The sequence below is a fragment of the Phyllobacterium trifolii genome (assembly GCF_014192095.1).
Taxonomy (GTDB): Bacteria; Pseudomonadota; Alphaproteobacteria; order Rhizobiales; family Rhizobiaceae; genus Phyllobacterium; species Phyllobacterium trifolii.
On record NZ_JACHXN010000002.1, the window covers coordinates 45,675 to 62,209 of the forward strand.

The window sequence follows — 16,535 nt, forward strand, 5'->3', positions numbered from 1 at the left end:
TTATTATTTCCGCCCCAGGATTTCGGTCACGGTGCCGGACTTGATCAACTTCACGTTGCCTGCCCTGCCGGGTGAGTTGACGAGATATTCGGCGCCGGGTCCCGTCTGTTCCTGCGCGTCCTGTACGGAGCGCAGAACCAGCGACAAGCGAGCAGCCATCTGCTGAGCGACGGTCAGAATTTCGGCTTGCTCCGGCGTGAGTTCAAGCGTTGCTGTAGAACCAACCTTGGTCTTGTCACCCTTTTCGTCCTCTTGAATTGTTTGATCGATCGCCAACACGCGAATGTTGCTGAGAATGGTTTCAGTCGCGTACTGCTTCTGCTCTCCCTCCATCTGCCGGATCATGATCACATCGACATAGTCATCCGGCAGGATAAACCCGCCTGCGCTGGTCTCGGCTGCAATCTGTGTCGCAACGGCGCGCATGCCTGCCGGGAGCTGTGCGGACATGAAGCTCTGGCCCTTGCCGATCAATTTGGCTTCACGGATCGGCTCTCCGGGGAAGATCTGCAAGCGGACTGTTGAACCTTTCAGTTCTTCTTCCGCATTAGGTCGTTCGGAACGCTTGATGTATCCATCAGCGACGGCGTCCTCTGGCCATTGCTGCCAACGCATCTGCCCTTGTACTTCGGCTCCAACACCGAGATTTTCGGTGGCGACCAGAACGTCCTGCAGCTTGATCTGCGGACCGGCATCGGCGACAACCGTAACATTGGGCTTCATATGCGTGGCGATGTAGCCGGCCGCACCCGCAGCAGCGACCGCTACGACTAATATGACAAGACGAGCTTTTTGCATTGATGTGCCCCACTAGACTTTCGTCTTAGATACTTTGGTCGCACATTGACGTGTTAATCGTGTAATTAAGGTTAACGTATTGCTTAAAAGTATGATTAACGGCGCTTAACGTTTACTATTTAAGCTATTGCTTGGCCCGGAGACTGCGCTTCGGGATCAATCCCAAACATTGCTCAACTATGAGCAAGACGATCGATAACCCAAAGGCCGAGGGGTGACGACGGAAAGGCCAGCAGTCCGGCAAATCCGAGCGCTATTCCATAGGGCACGCCTTCGCCTTTCTTTGCGAGGCGGCGCATGAATTCAAATCGCTCCGTATAGACCCGCGCAACAAACGAGCCGCGGTAGTGCAGGATCAACATGGTCAACATTCCGCCAAACAGCGATAGCGTTACCAAGTACTGCACCAGTTCCAAATTCCAGCCCAACCAGAGTGCCGTCGCGGCCATGAGCTTCGCGTCGCCGCCACCCATTGTTCCGGTGGCAAACAAGGCAAAAGTGGCTGCAAGCACTGTCACAGCCGCAACAAAGTGCATCCCATAGACATCCCAGGCCATACCGGTCAAAGGCGCAATGACCATAAAGGATACAATCAGAATAATTGGAACCCTGTTCTGTATGGTCATGGACAACAGGTCGGATGTGGCGGCAAACACCATGGCAAACGGAAAGATGACGAGTATAGCTGCTTCAACCATGGTTGTGTTCCGGCGAAAAAGTGATCGATTCCTGTCGGGTCATCTGTTGGCGGCTTCCGTCACGTCATTGGTGAAACTCGCGTACAGATCCTTCAACGATGTTCCGAGCGTACCTGCACCAACCATAATGCCTATGCTGATGATCGAGGCGATCAACGTGTATTCGATGGCTGTCGTGCCCGATCTATCCCGCACGAAATCTGCGAAGACGTCGAAGATGATCTTTACGGGTCGTCTCATGTCGAACTCGCTCGTGCCTCTGGCGTCACTGAATACTCATGGAAAGTAGGTGCCGCTCATTGCATTCGGCTTAAGAAATACCGTTACGAAAATGTAAACCACCATGAAACCTTAAATCACGTCACCAGAGGATGAAAAATACCGGTCCGATTTGGTATAAATTCTAACTATACTGTTTCTACAAATCTAACCGCCCCCGCGAGTCTCGTCGGCGAAGGCGCAGCGGAACGGCCGCCTCGCATATACTTTCATTATCTATTTGAAGATTTAAGCTTTCCTTCACCAATCCCCGCCATGGTTAACCGAACAATTTTCGAAGGGCTATCCTATGGTTCACGTCAGAAGCCGAAGCATCCGTTCCTGTGTCCTCACAACGGTGCTGACCCTGGCTGCAGTTTTGTCGGTTGCGCCGGCAACGCAGGCCGATACCGGCATCCACATCGTGATGAACCAGGCAAGAATCCTCAAACTCGCCCGTCCAGCCGATACGGTGGTCGTTGGAGACCCGGAGATTGCCGATGCGGTGGTCAAGGATTCGCGTACGGTCGTTCTAACAGGCAAGGGTTTTGGCATCACCAATATCGTCATCATCGATGCGGACGGCGCTGCTATCGTCGATGACCAGGTCATGGTCAGCCGTAGTGTCGCCAATACGACCCGCGTCTATCGCCGGGCCTATGTCCAGACGCTTTCGTGCACCCCCTATTGCGAGACCGCGCAGAAAACCGCTGCCGAGAAGGCATCCGACGCGCAAATCGGCGGCGGCGGCTAGGTCGACGCGGGATAGGGTTGAGAAAAAGTAAATCCATTGCCAGCAATTTGCCGTTGTCCCCAAACGAGATTCTAATATCTGATGTGTAAGAGTTCCTTCGGGCTAATTGCGCGGGGAAACTATGTTCGGGAAAATCCACAAATTTTTTGGCACTCGAGACACTGCCGAAGCGAATGATCGGCCGAGGAGCACGCGACGGTCTACCGCGGCGCGGTTCTTCGCCAACAAGCGTGGTACGGTTGCAATCGAATTCGCGATGATAGCGTTGCCCTTCTTCCTGCTAATCTTTGCTGTGATCGAGGTGAGCCTGAGTTTTACAGCCCAGCAGGTCATGGCGAACGCAACGGACGATATTGCACGCCAGCTACGCACCGGTGAGATCAAGACCCTCAATCTGACTCAGCTGAAGCAAATGGTTTGCACCAGACTGCTGATGCCGGCGGCGAACTGTCCCGACCTGGTTGTGGATTTGCGCACCTACACCACCTTCGCCCTCGTTCCGAAAACGATCCCGCTCAAGACAGGTGGCGATGTCAATTCGACTGGATTCAAGAGCGCACCGGGCGGCGCCAGCACGATCAACCAGCTGCGCGTCTTTTATCGCTGGCCGATTTTTACCGATCTCATGAAACCTCGCATCGCCACCATCGATGGAACAGGAAAGATACTGCTTTTCTCGTCCGCGACCTGGAGAAACGAACCCTATCTCTGAACCGGCACCTTCAAACAAGCATTCCTTCATTCTTCCGAAAGTGTGACGCATGGAAGCCTATAACAAACAAAAACCGACCGCAGTCTCGTTGCTGAAATGGATGCGGAGCTTTCTCCGTGATCGGCGCGGTGTCGCGGCGCTGGAGTTCGCCCTGATCGCGCCTGTCATGATCGCGCTCTATATGGGTAGCGTGGAGGCTACTGCGGGACTTGATCTCAACAAAAACCTCGGCCGTGCCACCAGCATGGTCGCAGATCTGGTTACTCAGCAACAGACCATCACCAAGGCGGATATCAAGAATATCATGGATATCGGAACGGCGACGCTTCTGCCCTATACGCGCGACACGCCGCAGATCACCATCACCGCCATCGACATAAATGCAGCCAGTGTGGCGACAGTTGCGTGGTCAAGGCGCAAGGTCAATCTGATCTACTCGAAACCTTATGTGGCCGGAAGTGCAGTGGCTCTTGATCCAAATCTGCTGATCCCGAGTACGTCGGTGATCCGGGTCGAGATGTCGATAGCCTATGTGCCGCTCATGGCCTTCTATATGAAGAATGTGATCACGAAAGCAAACGGCACTTCGGCGATCGGAATAACCATGCCCAAGACCGCCTACGGACGCGTGCGGCAGGGAGAATCAGTCGCCTGTTCAGACTGCTGATCGCAGACATTTGTCATTGCGCAAAGTTTCACCTATCTGTGGGAACAACCCTATCGGAGTGAGGCATGTCTCGCGCTTTCCTTTTTGTACTCGATTCCTTTGGTATCGGCGGGGCGCCAGATGCAAAGGCGTTCGGGGATGAAGGTTCAAATACATTCGGTCATATCGTCGAAGCCTGCGCAGCCGGGGCCGGCGATCGAGCCGGACTGCGTTCCGGTCCACTCCACCTGCCTAACCTGAAGGCACTCGGTCTCTTCCACGCCGCCAATCTCGCGTCAGATCTTCCGTTCCCTTCGGAGCCGCTCGCTCCGTCCGCACTATGGGGTGCAGCGGAAGAAGTATCCAGAGGCAAGGACACGCCGTCCGGCCATTGGGAGATTGCCGGCGTGCCGGTTACGTTCAACTGGGGCTATTTCCCCCAGAAAATTCCGACCTTTCCCGACAGTCTCGTAGCAGATGCCATGCAACGTGCGCAGATACCTGGCATCCTCGGCAACAAACACGCATCGGGGACGGACATCATCGATGAATATGGTGAGGAGCATATCCGCACGGGCAAGCCCATATTCTACACGTCGACCGATTCCGTCATCCAGATTGCCGCGCATGAAGTGCATTTTGGTTTGGACCGGCTCTATGAACTCTGCGCTATTCTTCGCGAGCTTGTCGATCCGCTCAATATTGGCCGCGTCATCGCAAGGCCTTTTATCGGAAACACCCAAGCAACCTTCACGCGGACCGGCAATCGCCGCGATTATTCTGTCCCGCCGCCGGAGCCGACATTGCTGGACCGGCTGACAGACGCGGGCCGCATGGTGATCGCCATCGGCAAGATCGGTGATATCTATGCTCATCGGGGCGTTGGCCAGGTGCGCAAGGCCAATGGCAATATGGCGCTCTTCGATGAAACGCTGGTTGCCATGGACGACGCACAGGACGGCGATCTGGTCTTCACCAATTTCGTCGATTTCGACATGCTCTATGGCCATAGACGTGACGTACCCGGGTACGCGGCAGCGCTGGAAGCCTTCGACCGGCGGCTGCCGGAGGCATTGGCCAAACTGCGTCTGGGCGATCTTATGGTTCTCACTGCAGATCACGGCTGCGACCCGACCTATAAGGGAACTGATCATACGCGCGAACGTGTGCCTGTCCTCTGCTACGGTCCAGACCTTCCCCACGCCTCATTCGGCATTCGCCCGACCTTCGCCGATATTGGAGAAACGGTCGCCGCCCATCTCGGTATCGCGCCGGGCTTGCATGGCAAGAGTTTCCTGAAGGGAACCGGAGACCTCTCTCCAAATGCCTGAGTTACCAGAAGTTGAGACGGTCAAACGCGGACTGCAGCCGGTCATGGAGGGCTCGACGATCCTTGCCGTCGATCAAAATCGTCCCGATCTGCGCTTTCCTTTCCCCGAACAGTTTGCCAAGCGGCTGACAGGTCGTCACATCGTGGCGCTCGAACGACGCGCCAAATATCTGATTGCGCATCTCGATGACGGTCTTGGCCTGATCAGCCATCTCGGCATGTCCGGCTCCTACCGTATCGAACATGAGGATGGCAGCAATATGCCTGGTGCCTTCCACCATGACCGGTCGAAAAACGCGGCCCACGATCATGTCGTATTGCATTTGGACACCAAGGACGGCAAGCGACGCATCATCTACAACGACCCGCGACGCTTCGGGTTTATGTTGTTCTCCGAACCCGGCAAGCTCAATGCGCATCCGCTAATCAAGGATCTCGGCACCGAACCGACAGGCAACCGTCTGGACGGGTCGCTTCTGGCGAAGTTGTTTGCAAACAAGGCCGCCCCGTTGAAAGCGGCGCTGCTCGATCAGAAGCTCATAGCCGGTCTCGGCAACATATATGTGTGCGAAGCGTTATGGCGGGCTGAACTTTCGCCATCGCGTATGGCCGGGAGCATATCAGGCGAGAACAGCACAGCCACGGACATGTCCAGACGTCTTGCCACTTCGATTCGCTCTGTCATCGGCGACGCGATCAACGCGGGCGGATCGAGCCTCAAGGACTACAGGCAAGCCGACGGCGCTCTTGGCTACTTCCAGCACTCCTTTTCCGTTTACGACCGGGAAGGTCAGCCTTGCCCGCGCAAGGGCTGCCATGGCACGGTGACACGCATGGTTCAGAGCGGGCGTTCGACGTTTTACTGTCCCGTCTGTCAGCAATGATTTGGAGGAGTTCGGATGACTTACGAAAACATCATCGTCGAGACGCGCGAAAAGGTCGGCTTCATTCAACTCAATCGCCCCAAAGCGCTCAACGCCTTGAACTCAGCGTTATTGGCCGAACTTGCCGAAGCGCTTGAGGCTTTTGATAAGGATAACACCATCGGCGCCATAGTGCTCACCGGTTCGGAAAAGGCCTTTGCAGCGGGCGCTGATATCAAGGAGATGCAAACGCTGGAGTTCGCCGACGCCTATCTTGGCGACTATTTCAGCGAATGGGAGCGGGTAACGCGGTTGCGCAAGCCACTGATCGCCGCCGTCGCCGGCTATGCGCTCGGGGGCGGCTGCGAACTGGCGATGATGTGCGACTTCATTATTGCCGCCGATAACGCAAAATTCGGCCAGCCGGAAATCACACTCGGCGTCATGCCTGGCATGGGGGGGTCGCAGCGACTCACCCGTTTTGTTGGCAAGTCGAAATCCATGGACATGTGCCTGACCGGGCGCATGATGGATGCCAACGAGGCGGAGCGCAGCGGGTTGGTCTCACGCGTGGTGCCCGCCAATGAACTGATCGACGAAGCCATGAAGGTCGCCGCGAAAATTGCATCTTTCTCCTTGCCCGTCGTCATGATGACCAAGGAGACCATTAACCGTGCCTACGAAACGACGCTCGCAGAAGGCTTGAGGTTCGAACGGCGTGTGTTTCATTCCATGTTCGCGCTTGAGGATCAACGCGAGGGAATGAACGCCTTTGCGGAAAAACGCACGCCGGATTTCAAAAACCGGTAAGGGCAAAATCGCGTAGATTCCAAGTTGACGCAAAAGCAAACGTCATCTATAAGCCCGACAACGTTCGGTGGCCTCTTGGCCGCCCTATTATTTTGTGACGGCCGCTTTAACGCTGCCGATTAGCTGACAGAAAAGAGAGGCAACATGGCCAACACTCCTTCGGCCAAAAAAGCGGCGCGTAAGATCGAAGCCCGCACCGAAGTAAACAAGTCCCGCCGCTCCCGCGTGCGCACCTTCCTTCGCAAGTTCGAAGATGCGGTAGCAAGCGGTGATCAGGCAGCCGCTTCCATCGCCTTCAAGGCGGTTGAACCGGAAGTGATGCGTGCTGCATCGAAGGGTGTCTTTCACAAGAATACCGCTTCGCGCAAGGTGTCCCGCCTGTCGGCTCGCCTGAAGAGCATGTCGGCCTGATCAACGTGTTATTTTTATATATGAAGACCCGGCTGCTCGTTAGCCGGGTTTTTTGTTTTGAGTGATTCTGTGGGAATAAATTCGTTTCCCAAGGAAAAGATCGTGGCTTATCAAAACCATGACATATGGCGGTCACAAACTCGCTAGGACAAAAAGCGTCAATCATCAATTTGCTTTTGTTTTCAATGGGTTATAGAAGGTAGTCGTTACGGCGTGAAGCGGGCGCGGAGAATCTCCCGCCTCAGCCTCTGTCAAGCGATAATTTAATATTTTTTTTTGCCAACATGAGTCCGCACTGCAACAAAATGTACAGCCCAAAAAAGGCTTTGAATCAGAACGATTTTTCCTCTTTGTCTCAAAGACTGTTAAAAAAAAAGCAAAATCGTTAACCTTTAATTCATCAAAAAACCCTTGGGGCGCACTTGCCCTTCCTGCAAAGGTTTTTGTAAGGTCCAGACATCGAAGGGGTGGGCAGAAACCCATTTAACAGGCTTAGTAAATGTAGGGTCGGGCGCAGATTTTATTGTTTGCGTGACGGGTAGATTTTGTCAGTACTCAAATCTTACGATTTGAGTTGTTTCAAAAACAAGAGCGAGTCGACGACGCTGGCGAGAGCCGGGCGAGAGTTTTACTGCGCCTAAACTGAGAGGGATGCGAACGTGGTAGTTATACATATTCTGGACCAGATTTATTCAGTCCGGCACTGCGTTATCGCTGAGACCTCTACCCTTTAGCTTTTAGACTGTTCGGGCTTACCACTGGGGCGGTTGGCCGGAATTCATTTTGCAAAATACGGGCGTGACCCGAACGACAATATCAGGATGAGGCGATGACAATGACCAGCGGAATAATGGAAAACGGCGCAAAGGCAGCCATGGTCCCGCTCCATATGGAAGGGGATAAAATGGACACGGCCAGCAGCCAGGGGGAGCTGATTTTTGAGCGCGTCAAGCTCAAGCTGAAAGCGAAACTCGGAAGCGAGGTTTATTCGAGCTGGTTCGGCCGCCTGAAACTGGATGAGACATCAAAGAGCATCGTTCGCCTGTCGGTTCCGACCGCCTTCCTGCGTTCGTGGATCAACAATCACTACTGCGACATGATCACTGCCCTCTGGCGTGAAGAAGATGAGCAGACGCTCAAGGTTGAGATCGTTTTCCGCAGCGCCAGCCGCGCCACCCGCCCGGCTTGCGATACGGAAACCACGGTGCGCGCCGACAGCCGTGCCCTCCTTCGCGAAAAGCCCGTCTTTCCGGTCGGCAACACCACGCAGGACAAGAAGGCGCCTACGCATTTTGTCGACCGCGCCCAAAATTCCGTCTTCGGTTCGCCGCTCGACCCGCGCTATACATTCGACACCTTTGTCGATGGCACACCCAACCGCGTTGCGCTTGCTGCTGCGCGCACGATTGCTGACGCAGGCGCCAGCGCTGTCCGCTTCAATCCGCTGTTCATTCACGCCTCTGTCGGTCTCGGCAAAACGCACCTCTTGCAAGCAATTGCCGCTGAAGCGTTGAAGCGTCCAGAGCGTGCCCGTGTCGTGTATCTCACCGCCGAATATTTCATGTGGCGCTTTGCCACCGCCATCCGCGACAACAACGCATTGTCGTTCAAGGAACAGCTCCGCGACATCGATCTGCTGATCATCGACGACATGCAGTTTCTGCAGGGCAAGTCGATCCAGCACGAATTCTGCCATCTGATCAATACGCTGCTCGACAGCGCCAAGCAGGTCGTCGTGGCTGCGGATCGCCCGCCGTCGGAATTGGAATCGCTTGATCCACGGGTTCGTTCGCGTCTTCAAGGCGGTGTCGCGCTTGAAATGATCTCGCCGGACTATGCGATGCGCCTCGAAATCCTGAAGCGCCGCCTTGTCGCCGCCCAGACGGAAGACCATTCGCTCGACATCTCGCCGGAAATTCTTGATCACGTTGCCCAGTCCGTCACCGGCAGCGGCCGCGAACTCGAAGGTGCATTCAATCAGCTCCTCTTCCGCCAGACATTCGAGCCTAATCTGTCAGTCGATCGCGTCGATGAACTCCTGAGCCATCTGATGCGCGGCGGCGAAGCCAAGCGTATCCGCATAGAGGAGATCCAGCGGATCGTTGCTCGGCACTACAACGTGTCAAAGCAAGACCTTCTATCGAACCGGCGCACGCGCACGATCGTTAAACCCCGTCAAATCGCTATGTATCTCGCAAAGACACTGACACCCCGTTCGCTGCCGGAAATTGGCCGCCGCTTCGGTGGCCGCGATCACACCACCGTTCTTCATGCGGTCCGCAAGATCGAGGATATCGTCGGCAAGGACCAGAAATTGTCGCAAGAGCTGGAGTTGCTCAAGCGTTTGATCAACGACCAAGCTCAATAGTTTATCAACAGAAAGCCTGCGGTATGGTACGCTGATGCCAGCCGCAGACTTGCTTTTTGCGGTAAATATCTGCCAATTTGCCTGACCTTGGGAAAATTGCGTTTCCCTCACCAGAAAAGTGCGGCAAACCCGCGGTGCTTTGGCTGGAATTGAAGTCAGCGAGACCGGTTTATCATGCGTGTAACTCTTGAACGTTCCAATCTTCTGAAGTCGCTCAACCATGTGCATCGTGTGGTCGAACGGCGTAACACCATTCCGATCCTGTCGAATGTTCTGTTGAACGCCGATGGCGCCAGCCTCGCCCTCAAGGCTACCGACCTTGATCTCGAAGTGACGGAAGCGACGGCGGCGCAGGTGGACCAGGCTGGCGCGACAACAGTTCCAGCGCATCTTCTCTACGATATCGTCCGCAAGCTGCCTGATGGCGCGGAAGTCTTGCTTGCAACCAATACCGACGGCAATTCCATGGCGGTTACCTCGGGCCGGTCGAGTTTCCGCCTGCAGTGTCTGCCGCAATCGGACTTTCCCGAGCTTACAGCCGGCTCCTTCACGCACACATTCCGCATGCCAGCGACCGCGCTGAAAGGCTTGATCGACCGGACACAATTCGCCATCTCCACTGAAGAGACCCGCTATTACCTCAACGGCATCTATTTGCATGCCATCGAGAGCGACGGCGCGCTGAAGCTGCGGGCAGTTGCTACTGATGGCCACCGCCTTGCCCGCGCCGAGCTTGAAGCTCCGTCGGGTGCTGAAGGCATGCCCGGCATCATCATTCCGCGTAAGACCGTCGCTGAACTGCAAAAGCTTGTCGATGACCCAGATATCGTCGTGACCGTTGAACTCTCGGAGACCAAAATCCGCTTCACGATTGGCTCGGTCGTCCTCACCTCCAAGTTGATCGACGGAACCTTCCCTGATTACCAGCGCGTCATTCCCTCCGGCAATGACAAGAAGCTGACAATCGACCGCCAAAGCTTTGCTTCCGCCGTCGATCGCGTCTCGACGATTTCGAGCGAGCGCGGCCGCGCCGTCAAGCTGACCATCGCGGATGGCCAGTTGACGCTCACCGTCAACAATCCTGATTCCGGCAGTGCCACGGACGAGCTTGCCGCGGATTATGATTCAGATCCGATCGAGATCGGCTTCAATGCGAAGTATCTGCTCGATATTACGGCCCAGTTGACAGGATCAGAGGCGATTTTCATGCTGGCCGATGCAGGTTCGCCGACGCTGGTGCGTGATACGGGCGACGAAAATGCGCTGTATGTACTCATGCCAATGCGGGTATAGCACCGCCAAGCATAGAGCGAGGTTCGACCATATTGAATCGTTCTGCCGAAGGGAATTCGTGGACAAGGTCAAGGGGTTTGGCGAGGCCGATGCCTTTCCATCGGACGATGCCGAAGCCCGATGGATTTGGCCCGAATTCACCCGGCCCTTCGGGTTTCCGGCTGGCGGACAACCACTTTGTCAGGCGGCATCGTCCGATGGATAAACATCGGCCTCGCCACCTTTCGCGTGGATTGTCTCCCCATCCGAGGAAACAGAACTGGTTGAATATGATCGAATCTCGCTCTATCCCATGACCGATGATCCGAATACGGACGCGGGCAAACCGGCCCGCGTTTCGATCAGCCGGCTGAAGCTTGCCAATTTCCGCAATTATGAAAGCCTGTCGCTGCGGCTGGCGCCGTCGCATGTGGTGCTGACCGGCGAGAACGGTGCGGGAAAGACCAATCTGCTCGAGGCGATTTCGTTCCTGTCGCCGGGTCGAGGTCTGCGCCGCGCAACCTATACCGATGTCACCCGCAACAATGCGGCCGACGGGTTTGCCATTCACGCCGCCATAGAAACAGCCGAGGGTACCGTCGAAGTCGGCACGGGGCTTGCCGGTAATACGTCCGGGGACAACGCGCGGCGTGTCCGCATCAATGGCGTAACGGCGGCGGGCGCCGACGAACTCCTGGAATACTCCCGCATACTCTGGCTGGTTCCAGCCATGGACGGGTTGTTCACAGGCCCGGCCGCTGATCGCCGCCGCTTTCTTGACCGTATGGTCCTCGCCATTGACCCGGCGCACGGCAGGCGCGTCCTCGACTACGAGAAAGCAATGCGCAGCCGTAATCGCCTGCTTACGGAAGAGCGCGGCAACGATGCCTGGCTCGATGCGATCGAGACGCCGATGGCCGAACTGGGCATCGCTATTGCTGCGGCGCGAGCAGAGCTCATGCGCCTGATCAATGGGATGATAGAGCGCTTGCCCGATAACACCCCCTTCCCCAAAGCGGATTGCCTGCTCGAAGGCGAGTTGGAGCAACGTATCGGTATCGAAGCGGCTACCGATGTGGAAGAAACGTTTCGGCGTGCGCTGCATGACGGGCGTAGCCGTGATCGTGCTGCCGGGCGCACGCTCGATGGCCCGCATCGCTCCGACCTGCTCGTCCGTCATCGGCCAAAGGCAATGCCGGCTGAACTCTGTTCGACCGGCGAGCAGAAGGCATTGCTCATCGGCCTCATTCTCTCCCATGCGCGATTGACGGGCGAACTTGCTGGCATGGCACCAATCCTTCTTCTGGACGAGATCGCCGCGCATCTGGATGAGGGCCGAAGGGCGGCGCTATTTGACATCATAGAAGAACTTGGCGGCCAGGCCTTCATGACCGGTACGGACAAGGCCCTGTTCAGAAGCCTGGAAGGACGAGCCCAGTTCTTTGATGTTTCGCACGGCGCGGTAGTACCGGGCTGAGCATATCAAAGACGGTCGATAGGATCATTCCGTTGGTTCATGAGTTGGCGGTGGTTGGACTTTCCGGGAGTCGTGACCGAGCACAAAGTGCGACAGGATCAATACCGGCTCAAGAATGACAATTCCGATCAGGATGCCCGCCAAGCGGTCAATACCTGGATCGACGACGGCATCCGAATAGCTATCCGGCACCAGCACCACAAGGAAAGCCAAAACAAACTGTGTACCGATGTAGCTGGTTGCCGCGTTGCCGTTTTCGATATGCCGCCCCACCAGCACGCCGAGGCATACGGCCAGTGTCATGAGCACCGGTGAGTGGTGACTTGCGAAAAGAATTGCGATGGCCAACAGGCCGCCGGTACTGCAGCCGACGAAGCGCAACACCAGCTTGGAGGTCACTGGATTGAGCGGGTCTGCGCCAAGGCTCGCCACCGGAATCATCATTACCGCCATGATCGTCACGCTTGATTGCGCTAGCGAAGTGATGCCCAGCCACGCCCATATCCATGGAATGAACGCCAGAGCGATCGCGGCCTCGACCGAATGCCTGACTGCACCCAAATGCCAGAGGGACGAATGCCGTACTGCGGTCTGCACCGCAGTTTCACCGCCTTGCACATTCAACCTGCGCCGAACGAGAAATGTCGAGGCGGCACTCACCAGAATGCAAGCGACAGTGCCCGCCACGATCTCAAGGAGGCGCGACTGCGCGAAGGGGAGCACGCTCTCCGTTGGATGTTTCATCCCTTCAATGACGATCATGCAGAATGTGAGCCCGGTGAATAGCCAGGCATAACTGCGCCGGCCAACCAGCGCGAAATAGAGGGTGACGCCGCCGAACACAGCGAGCGCGACGCTCATTAGCGCAGGTGACTCAACGGCCATCGGTGCGACTAGCAGCGCCACGCCGGCGCCAGCTGCAGTCCCGACCAAACGCAGACTCCCGCGCATCAGGCTCTGCGAGACATGCGAGCGCATGACCATATAGCCGCTGAAAGCCGCCCAACCGACATTCTGAGCCCCCAGAGCATGGGCAAAGACGATCGCGAGCAAGACGGATACCACGCACTCGAACTCGTCGATCATGCGTGGTCCAGGATGATGTATCGAGCGCAACTCGCCAATGAGTGCCGGCCACAGGCCGGGGATATCACGAAAAATGCGCTGGACGTAACTCATGCCAGACTATTAGCAGAACCTTCGCGCTATTGCGCAATGACCTGTTGAAGCACCGGAACCATCACCACCGGGGGCGGATTCCATTTCCCTGTCAGCGCGTCCATTTCCGGCCCGTAAAGCCGCATGGTCAGGTTGAAAGGTCCCGCCGGTGCAGGCAGCCAGTTGGCCTCCTTATCCTTGCCAGGGCTCTTTTCCTGGAAGTGGATATCAAGCGAACCATCGGCATTGTACTCAAACGGCATCCAACTGCTCACGGCGAACCGATTGATGCTGTTGGCAACCTGGAAGCCCTGAGGATCATAGAGCGTAATGGACCAGAACGCCTTGACTGGCGGCAGCGACGCCTTATCGAAATGAATTGTGTAACTGTTCGCTCCATTCAGCGGGTTGCCCTTTTCGTCGCCGAGATTGAGCGGGTAGATGGCGTCTTCAGGAAGATTGGCGCCGAGCCCCACCTGCGCGACAATGGCACGCTTCAGATAGTAATTGCCGTAGACACCCATCGTGTCGGTATTCATCGACCAATTGTTCGCGACCCGGGCCAGGGTCGCCATCTTCCATTCCATTAGTTTGCTCGCCTCCGCCGGCACACCTTCGAGCGCCTTGGCGACTGAGGGATCGAGCTTGGTAATGTCGAAGCTCTGACCAGGCTCTATGCCGATCCGTCTCATCTGGGAGATGATGGGCTGATCCGTCAGGTGGGGCGGATTGATTTTCAGGATATCCGCGGCTCGGGCGAAAAATTCACCGGCCGACATTCCGTCCACAGTGGCCTTCGGCGATGTCTTCATGTCAACTGCCGGGTCGATCGTGACTTTGACCGGCTCCGGCGTTTTGCCCCATTGCGACAGCGGCGTTACCTTGTAGCCGGCCTGTATCTTGTGGACCGCATCATAGTCCGGTGGGCCGTCGGTCTTGGTGCGCCCGATTATCCAGACAAAGGGTGTCGGCGCGTCTATACGTTGCGTTCCCTCGGGTAACCCTCCGCCCTCCCACTTTGGTGGAACGATAGCAAAATCGGCTTTGGCGGTGCCTGTCGTCCGCCAGCCGGGCGAGGCAAAGACGTCCGACCACATGTCGAGCATTGGCAGCAGATAAAACCGCCCGTTCGTGTCCGGAACCGAAACAATCATCGGCTCCTTGGTCATGTCCAGCCAGGCGACTGAGTAAAGCGTATCGAAATTGACGCGAACGACATCGCGCATGTCAGCCGTCGGGAATTCCGGCACGTTGGTGAATTCATTGGCCGGTCCGCGGCCCATCATCTTGCCAGCCTCGATATTGGTGGCCTGTTTGCGGGTGACGTCCATCGTCACCAGCGGATAAAAATACACATAGGCGTCCAGGCCTATGGAATGCGCCTGCTGCTCGGTAATGGCATCGGCGGCGCTATGATGCACAGTCGACGCGATGAACAAGATCGTACAGGTGATAAGTGCGAACAGTTTTGCCTTCATGATTGTACTCCCCGTTTAAAAAGGCCATTTCTGCTTGATCGGCTGGCGAGTGGGAGCAACTTGGATTTCAATTGTTCATGGGCTGCAGGCAAAGGCGATCAGCTTGGCACCGGGTCAGTTTTCAATATGTGGGCGGCGCGCACTGAAGTCAGCGGACATTTTGTCCGGCAAGCCTTGTCCGGCAGCGTACAAAGAAACAAGTACGTTACTGTAACACTGCCGCCGAAGTTGGGCTGCCTGACCTTGGAACAACGCCTTGTAGGTGTTCTGGTGATGCTGCAGGCCTACGTCTTTACCTGGATGATCGTCACACCACCCTGATCTGGACAGTAGCAGCTCAATAAAAAAGGGAGCCACAGGCCCCCTTCCGATCAGGTCCGGGTAATTGAAACGCCGCCATCCCTGCGGCGCGCACCCACAACCAGCTTGGCGCCTTCTTGCGCAAAAAGCTTCGCCGTGGCGCGGCCAAAGCCAGCGCTGGCGCCGGTAACGATTGCAACTTTTCCAGATAGGCGTTCCATGTTCATTCTCCAATTGGTCGGGAGCGATATTCCCGTTATTGCCATAGTATGGTGTTGCACGTCTGTTCGGATAAGTCAGTGAATACCCGAACTCGTATTCGAAAAAGCGGACAATCCCGATAAAGTGCTGACGTGCAAGCTGATCCGTTCCCGTGTTACGGTCACTCGAAGAATCACCCCCCCCAAATCCAGATTATGGAGTTTTCATGCCTGATCTATCAGCTTTCCCTATTGCCAAACGATGGCCGGCAAAACATCCGGACCGCTTGCAGCTCTATTCCTTTCCGACGCCAAACGGTGTGAAGGTTTCGATCGCGCTCGAGGAAATTGGTCTTCCGTACGAAGCGCATGCAGTGGACATCGGCAAAAACGAGAGCTGGACGCCCGAATTTCTGTCGTTGAACCCGAATGGGAAGATCCCAGCGATTGTCGATCCGAATGGGCCCGGCGGCAAGCCGCTGGGACTGTTCGAGTCCGGCGCCATTCTGCTTTACCTCGCGGAGAAGACCGGCAAGCTCATGCCTGCGGATCCGGCTTTACGGTATGAGACCATTCAATGGGTGTTCTTCCAGATGGCGGCGATCGGACCGATGTTCGGCCAGGTCGGCTTTTTCCATAAATTCGCCGGCCGCGACTATGAGGACAAGCGCCCGCTAGAGCGTTACCGGGACGAGTCGAAGCGGCTGCTCGGCGTTCTCGAAACGCGTCTCGATGGACGTGACTGGATCATGGGTGACTACAGTATAGCGGACGTTTCGATCCTCGGCTGGGTTCGCAATCTCGTCGGCTTCTATGGCGCACGCGATATCGTAGAGTTCGACAGCCTGAAACGCGTGCCCGCATGGCTGGAACGCGGTCTCGCACGACCGGCGGTGCAGCGCGGCCTCGATATTCCCAAGCGGCCTTAAAGAGTACGCGGTTCTGCGGTTACGGCAGGCGTGTAGGATCAAGTGCAGCTCCGTCGTCCTTGGACAACCCAAG

The 16,535-nt window shown here is 56.2% G+C and carries 18 protein-coding genes and 1 pseudogene; 13 read left to right on the plus strand and 6 right to left on the minus strand.

The window, feature by feature from the left end; all coding sequences use genetic code 11:
- Positions 1 to 3: 3 nt before the first annotated feature.
- The 3 genes from cpaB to FHS21_RS03170 all read right to left on the minus strand — a co-directional run bounded on the left by cpaB (position 4) and on the right by FHS21_RS03170 (position 1,736).
- Positions 4 to 798: a Flp pilus assembly protein CpaB gene (cpaB, locus tag FHS21_RS03160; protein ID WP_112526444.1), complete on the minus strand. Its 795-nt coding sequence runs from the start codon at positions 796 to 798 to the stop codon at positions 4 to 6.
- A gap of 173 nt (positions 799 to 971) precedes the next feature.
- On the minus strand, positions 972 to 1,496 hold the full coding sequence (locus FHS21_RS03165; protein WP_112526446.1) for an A24 family peptidase: 525 nt from the start codon (positions 1,494 to 1,496) through the stop codon (positions 972 to 974).
- 39 nt (positions 1,497 to 1,535) lie between these two features.
- The gene (locus tag FHS21_RS03170; RefSeq protein ID WP_210283320.1) at positions 1,536 to 1,736 is read right to left on the minus strand and encodes a Flp family type IVb pilin; all 201 of its coding nucleotides are present in this window, start codon (positions 1,734 to 1,736) and stop codon (positions 1,536 to 1,538) included.
- Between the two features lie 328 nt (positions 1,737 to 2,064).
- On the opposite strand from FHS21_RS03170, the gene FHS21_RS03175 reads away from it, so the two are divergent.
- The 11 genes from FHS21_RS03175 (at position 2,065) to recF (ending at position 12,397) form a co-directional block, all read left to right on the plus strand.
- Positions 2,065 to 2,508, plus strand: coding sequence for a pilus assembly protein N-terminal domain-containing protein (locus FHS21_RS03175; RefSeq protein WP_112526448.1), 444 nt, complete (start codon positions 2,065 to 2,067; stop codon positions 2,506 to 2,508).
- A gap of 121 nt (positions 2,509 to 2,629) precedes the next feature.
- The gene (locus FHS21_RS03180) at positions 2,630 to 3,220 is read left to right on the plus strand and encodes a TadE/TadG family type IV pilus assembly protein (protein ID WP_112526450.1); all 591 of its coding nucleotides are present in this window, start codon (positions 2,630 to 2,632) and stop codon (positions 3,218 to 3,220) included.
- 49 nt (positions 3,221 to 3,269) lie between these two features.
- On the plus strand, positions 3,270 to 3,887 hold the full coding sequence (locus FHS21_RS03185) for a TadE/TadG family type IV pilus assembly protein (RefSeq protein WP_112526452.1): 618 nt from the start codon (positions 3,270 to 3,272) through the stop codon (positions 3,885 to 3,887).
- Between the two features lie 65 nt (positions 3,888 to 3,952).
- A complete protein-coding gene (locus tag FHS21_RS03190) occupies positions 3,953 to 5,197 on the plus strand; it encodes a phosphopentomutase (protein WP_112526454.1) in 1,245 nt (414 codons plus the stop codon).
- Complete coding sequence (gene mutM, locus FHS21_RS03195; RefSeq protein ID WP_112526456.1) at positions 5,190 to 6,080, plus strand: bifunctional DNA-formamidopyrimidine glycosylase/DNA-(apurinic or apyrimidinic site) lyase; 891 nt, start codon at positions 5,190 to 5,192, stop codon at positions 6,078 to 6,080. Before FHS21_RS03190 ends, mutM begins: the two co-directional genes overlap by 8 nt.
- Before the next feature lie 15 nt (positions 6,081 to 6,095).
- The gene (locus FHS21_RS03200) at positions 6,096 to 6,869 is read left to right on the plus strand and encodes an enoyl-CoA hydratase (RefSeq protein ID WP_112526458.1); all 774 of its coding nucleotides are present in this window, start codon (positions 6,096 to 6,098) and stop codon (positions 6,867 to 6,869) included.
- A 144-nt stretch (positions 6,870 to 7,013) separates the two neighbouring features.
- Entirely contained in the window at positions 7,014 to 7,280 is a 267-nt protein-coding gene (rpsT, locus tag FHS21_RS03205; protein WP_112526460.1) for a 30S ribosomal protein S20, read from the plus strand.
- A 904-nt stretch (positions 7,281 to 8,184) separates the two neighbouring features.
- The gene (gene dnaA, locus FHS21_RS03210; RefSeq protein ID WP_376772062.1) at positions 8,185 to 9,648 is read left to right on the plus strand and encodes a chromosomal replication initiator protein DnaA; all 1,464 of its coding nucleotides are present in this window, start codon (positions 8,185 to 8,187) and stop codon (positions 9,646 to 9,648) included.
- 174 nt (positions 9,649 to 9,822) lie between these two features.
- Positions 9,823 to 10,941: a DNA polymerase III subunit beta gene (dnaN, locus tag FHS21_RS03215; protein ID WP_112526462.1), complete on the plus strand. Its 1,119-nt coding sequence runs from the start codon at positions 9,823 to 9,825 to the stop codon at positions 10,939 to 10,941.
- 58 nt (positions 10,942 to 10,999) lie between these two features.
- Positions 11,000 to 11,146: a hypothetical protein gene (locus FHS21_RS03220; RefSeq protein WP_162701829.1), complete on the plus strand. Its 147-nt coding sequence runs from the start codon at positions 11,000 to 11,002 to the stop codon at positions 11,144 to 11,146.
- 87 nt (positions 11,147 to 11,233) lie between these two features.
- Complete coding sequence (gene recF, locus FHS21_RS03225; RefSeq protein WP_112526464.1) at positions 11,234 to 12,397, plus strand: DNA replication/repair protein RecF; 1,164 nt, start codon at positions 11,234 to 11,236, stop codon at positions 12,395 to 12,397.
- Between the two features lie 24 nt (positions 12,398 to 12,421).
- On the opposite strand, the gene FHS21_RS03230 is transcribed toward recF, so the two are convergent.
- A complete protein-coding gene (locus FHS21_RS03230; protein ID WP_112526466.1) occupies positions 12,422 to 13,576 on the minus strand; it encodes an FUSC family protein in 1,155 nt (384 codons plus the stop codon).
- A gap of 26 nt (positions 13,577 to 13,602) precedes the next feature.
- Positions 13,603 to 15,033 (minus strand): DUF1254 domain-containing protein, encoded by a 1,431-nt coding sequence (locus FHS21_RS03235; protein ID WP_183660970.1) that lies wholly within the window; start codon positions 15,031 to 15,033, stop codon positions 13,603 to 13,605.
- Positions 15,034 to 15,093: 60 nt separating this feature from the next.
- On the opposite strand from FHS21_RS03235, the gene FHS21_RS03240 reads away from it, so the two are divergent.
- The gene (locus FHS21_RS03240; protein ID WP_112526470.1) at positions 15,094 to 15,354 is read left to right on the plus strand and encodes a hypothetical protein; all 261 of its coding nucleotides are present in this window, start codon (positions 15,094 to 15,096) and stop codon (positions 15,352 to 15,354) included.
- Positions 15,355 to 15,437: 83 nt separating this feature from the next.
- Here FHS21_RS03240 and FHS21_RS03245 read toward each other — a convergent pair.
- A pseudogene (locus FHS21_RS03245) lies at positions 15,438 to 15,554 on the minus strand (SDR family NAD(P)-dependent oxidoreductase); the annotation flags it as partial.
- A 206-nt stretch (positions 15,555 to 15,760) separates the two neighbouring features.
- Here FHS21_RS03245 and FHS21_RS03250 point away from each other — a divergent pair.
- Positions 15,761 to 16,462, plus strand: coding sequence for a glutathione S-transferase family protein (locus FHS21_RS03250; RefSeq protein ID WP_112526472.1), 702 nt, complete (start codon positions 15,761 to 15,763; stop codon positions 16,460 to 16,462).
- The last annotated feature ends 73 nt before the right edge of the window (positions 16,463 to 16,535 follow it).

What these genes read in the sequence shown, in the direction of transcription:
- cpaB (WP_112526444.1), bottom strand. Translation starts at nt 798, where the DNA reads ATGCAAAAAGCTCGTCTTGTCATATTAGTCGTAGCGGTCGCTGCTGCG.
- FHS21_RS03165 (WP_112526446.1), bottom strand. Translation starts at nt 1,496, where the DNA reads ATGGTTGAAGCAGCTATACTCGTCATCTTTCCGTTTGCCATGGTGTTT.
- FHS21_RS03170 (WP_210283320.1), bottom strand. Translation starts at nt 1,736, where the DNA reads ATGAGACGACCCGTAAAGATCATCTTCGACGTCTTCGCAGATTTCGTG.
- FHS21_RS03175 (WP_112526448.1), top strand. Translation starts at nt 2,065, where the DNA reads ATGGTTCACGTCAGAAGCCGAAGCATCCGTTCCTGTGTCCTCACAACG.
- FHS21_RS03180 (WP_112526450.1), top strand. Translation starts at nt 2,630, where the DNA reads ATGTTCGGGAAAATCCACAAATTTTTTGGCACTCGAGACACTGCCGAA.
- FHS21_RS03185 (WP_112526452.1), top strand. Translation starts at nt 3,270, where the DNA reads ATGGAAGCCTATAACAAACAAAAACCGACCGCAGTCTCGTTGCTGAAA.
- FHS21_RS03190 (WP_112526454.1), top strand. Translation starts at nt 3,953, where the DNA reads ATGTCTCGCGCTTTCCTTTTTGTACTCGATTCCTTTGGTATCGGCGGG.
- mutM (WP_112526456.1), top strand. Translation starts at nt 5,190, where the DNA reads ATGCCTGAGTTACCAGAAGTTGAGACGGTCAAACGCGGACTGCAGCCG.
- FHS21_RS03200 (WP_112526458.1), top strand. Translation starts at nt 6,096, where the DNA reads ATGACTTACGAAAACATCATCGTCGAGACGCGCGAAAAGGTCGGCTTC.
- rpsT (WP_112526460.1), top strand. Translation starts at nt 7,014, where the DNA reads ATGGCCAACACTCCTTCGGCCAAAAAAGCGGCGCGTAAGATCGAAGCC.
- dnaA (WP_376772062.1), top strand. Translation starts at nt 8,185, where the DNA reads ATGGACACGGCCAGCAGCCAGGGGGAGCTGATTTTTGAGCGCGTCAAG.
- dnaN (WP_112526462.1), top strand. Translation starts at nt 9,823, where the DNA reads ATGCGTGTAACTCTTGAACGTTCCAATCTTCTGAAGTCGCTCAACCAT.
- recF (WP_112526464.1), top strand. Translation starts at nt 11,234, where the DNA reads ATGACCGATGATCCGAATACGGACGCGGGCAAACCGGCCCGCGTTTCG.
- FHS21_RS03230 (WP_112526466.1), bottom strand. Translation starts at nt 13,576, where the DNA reads ATGAGTTACGTCCAGCGCATTTTTCGTGATATCCCCGGCCTGTGGCCG.
- FHS21_RS03235 (WP_183660970.1), bottom strand. Translation starts at nt 15,033, where the DNA reads ATGAAGGCAAAACTGTTCGCACTTATCACCTGTACGATCTTGTTCATC.
- FHS21_RS03250 (WP_112526472.1), top strand. Translation starts at nt 15,761, where the DNA reads ATGCCTGATCTATCAGCTTTCCCTATTGCCAAACGATGGCCGGCAAAA.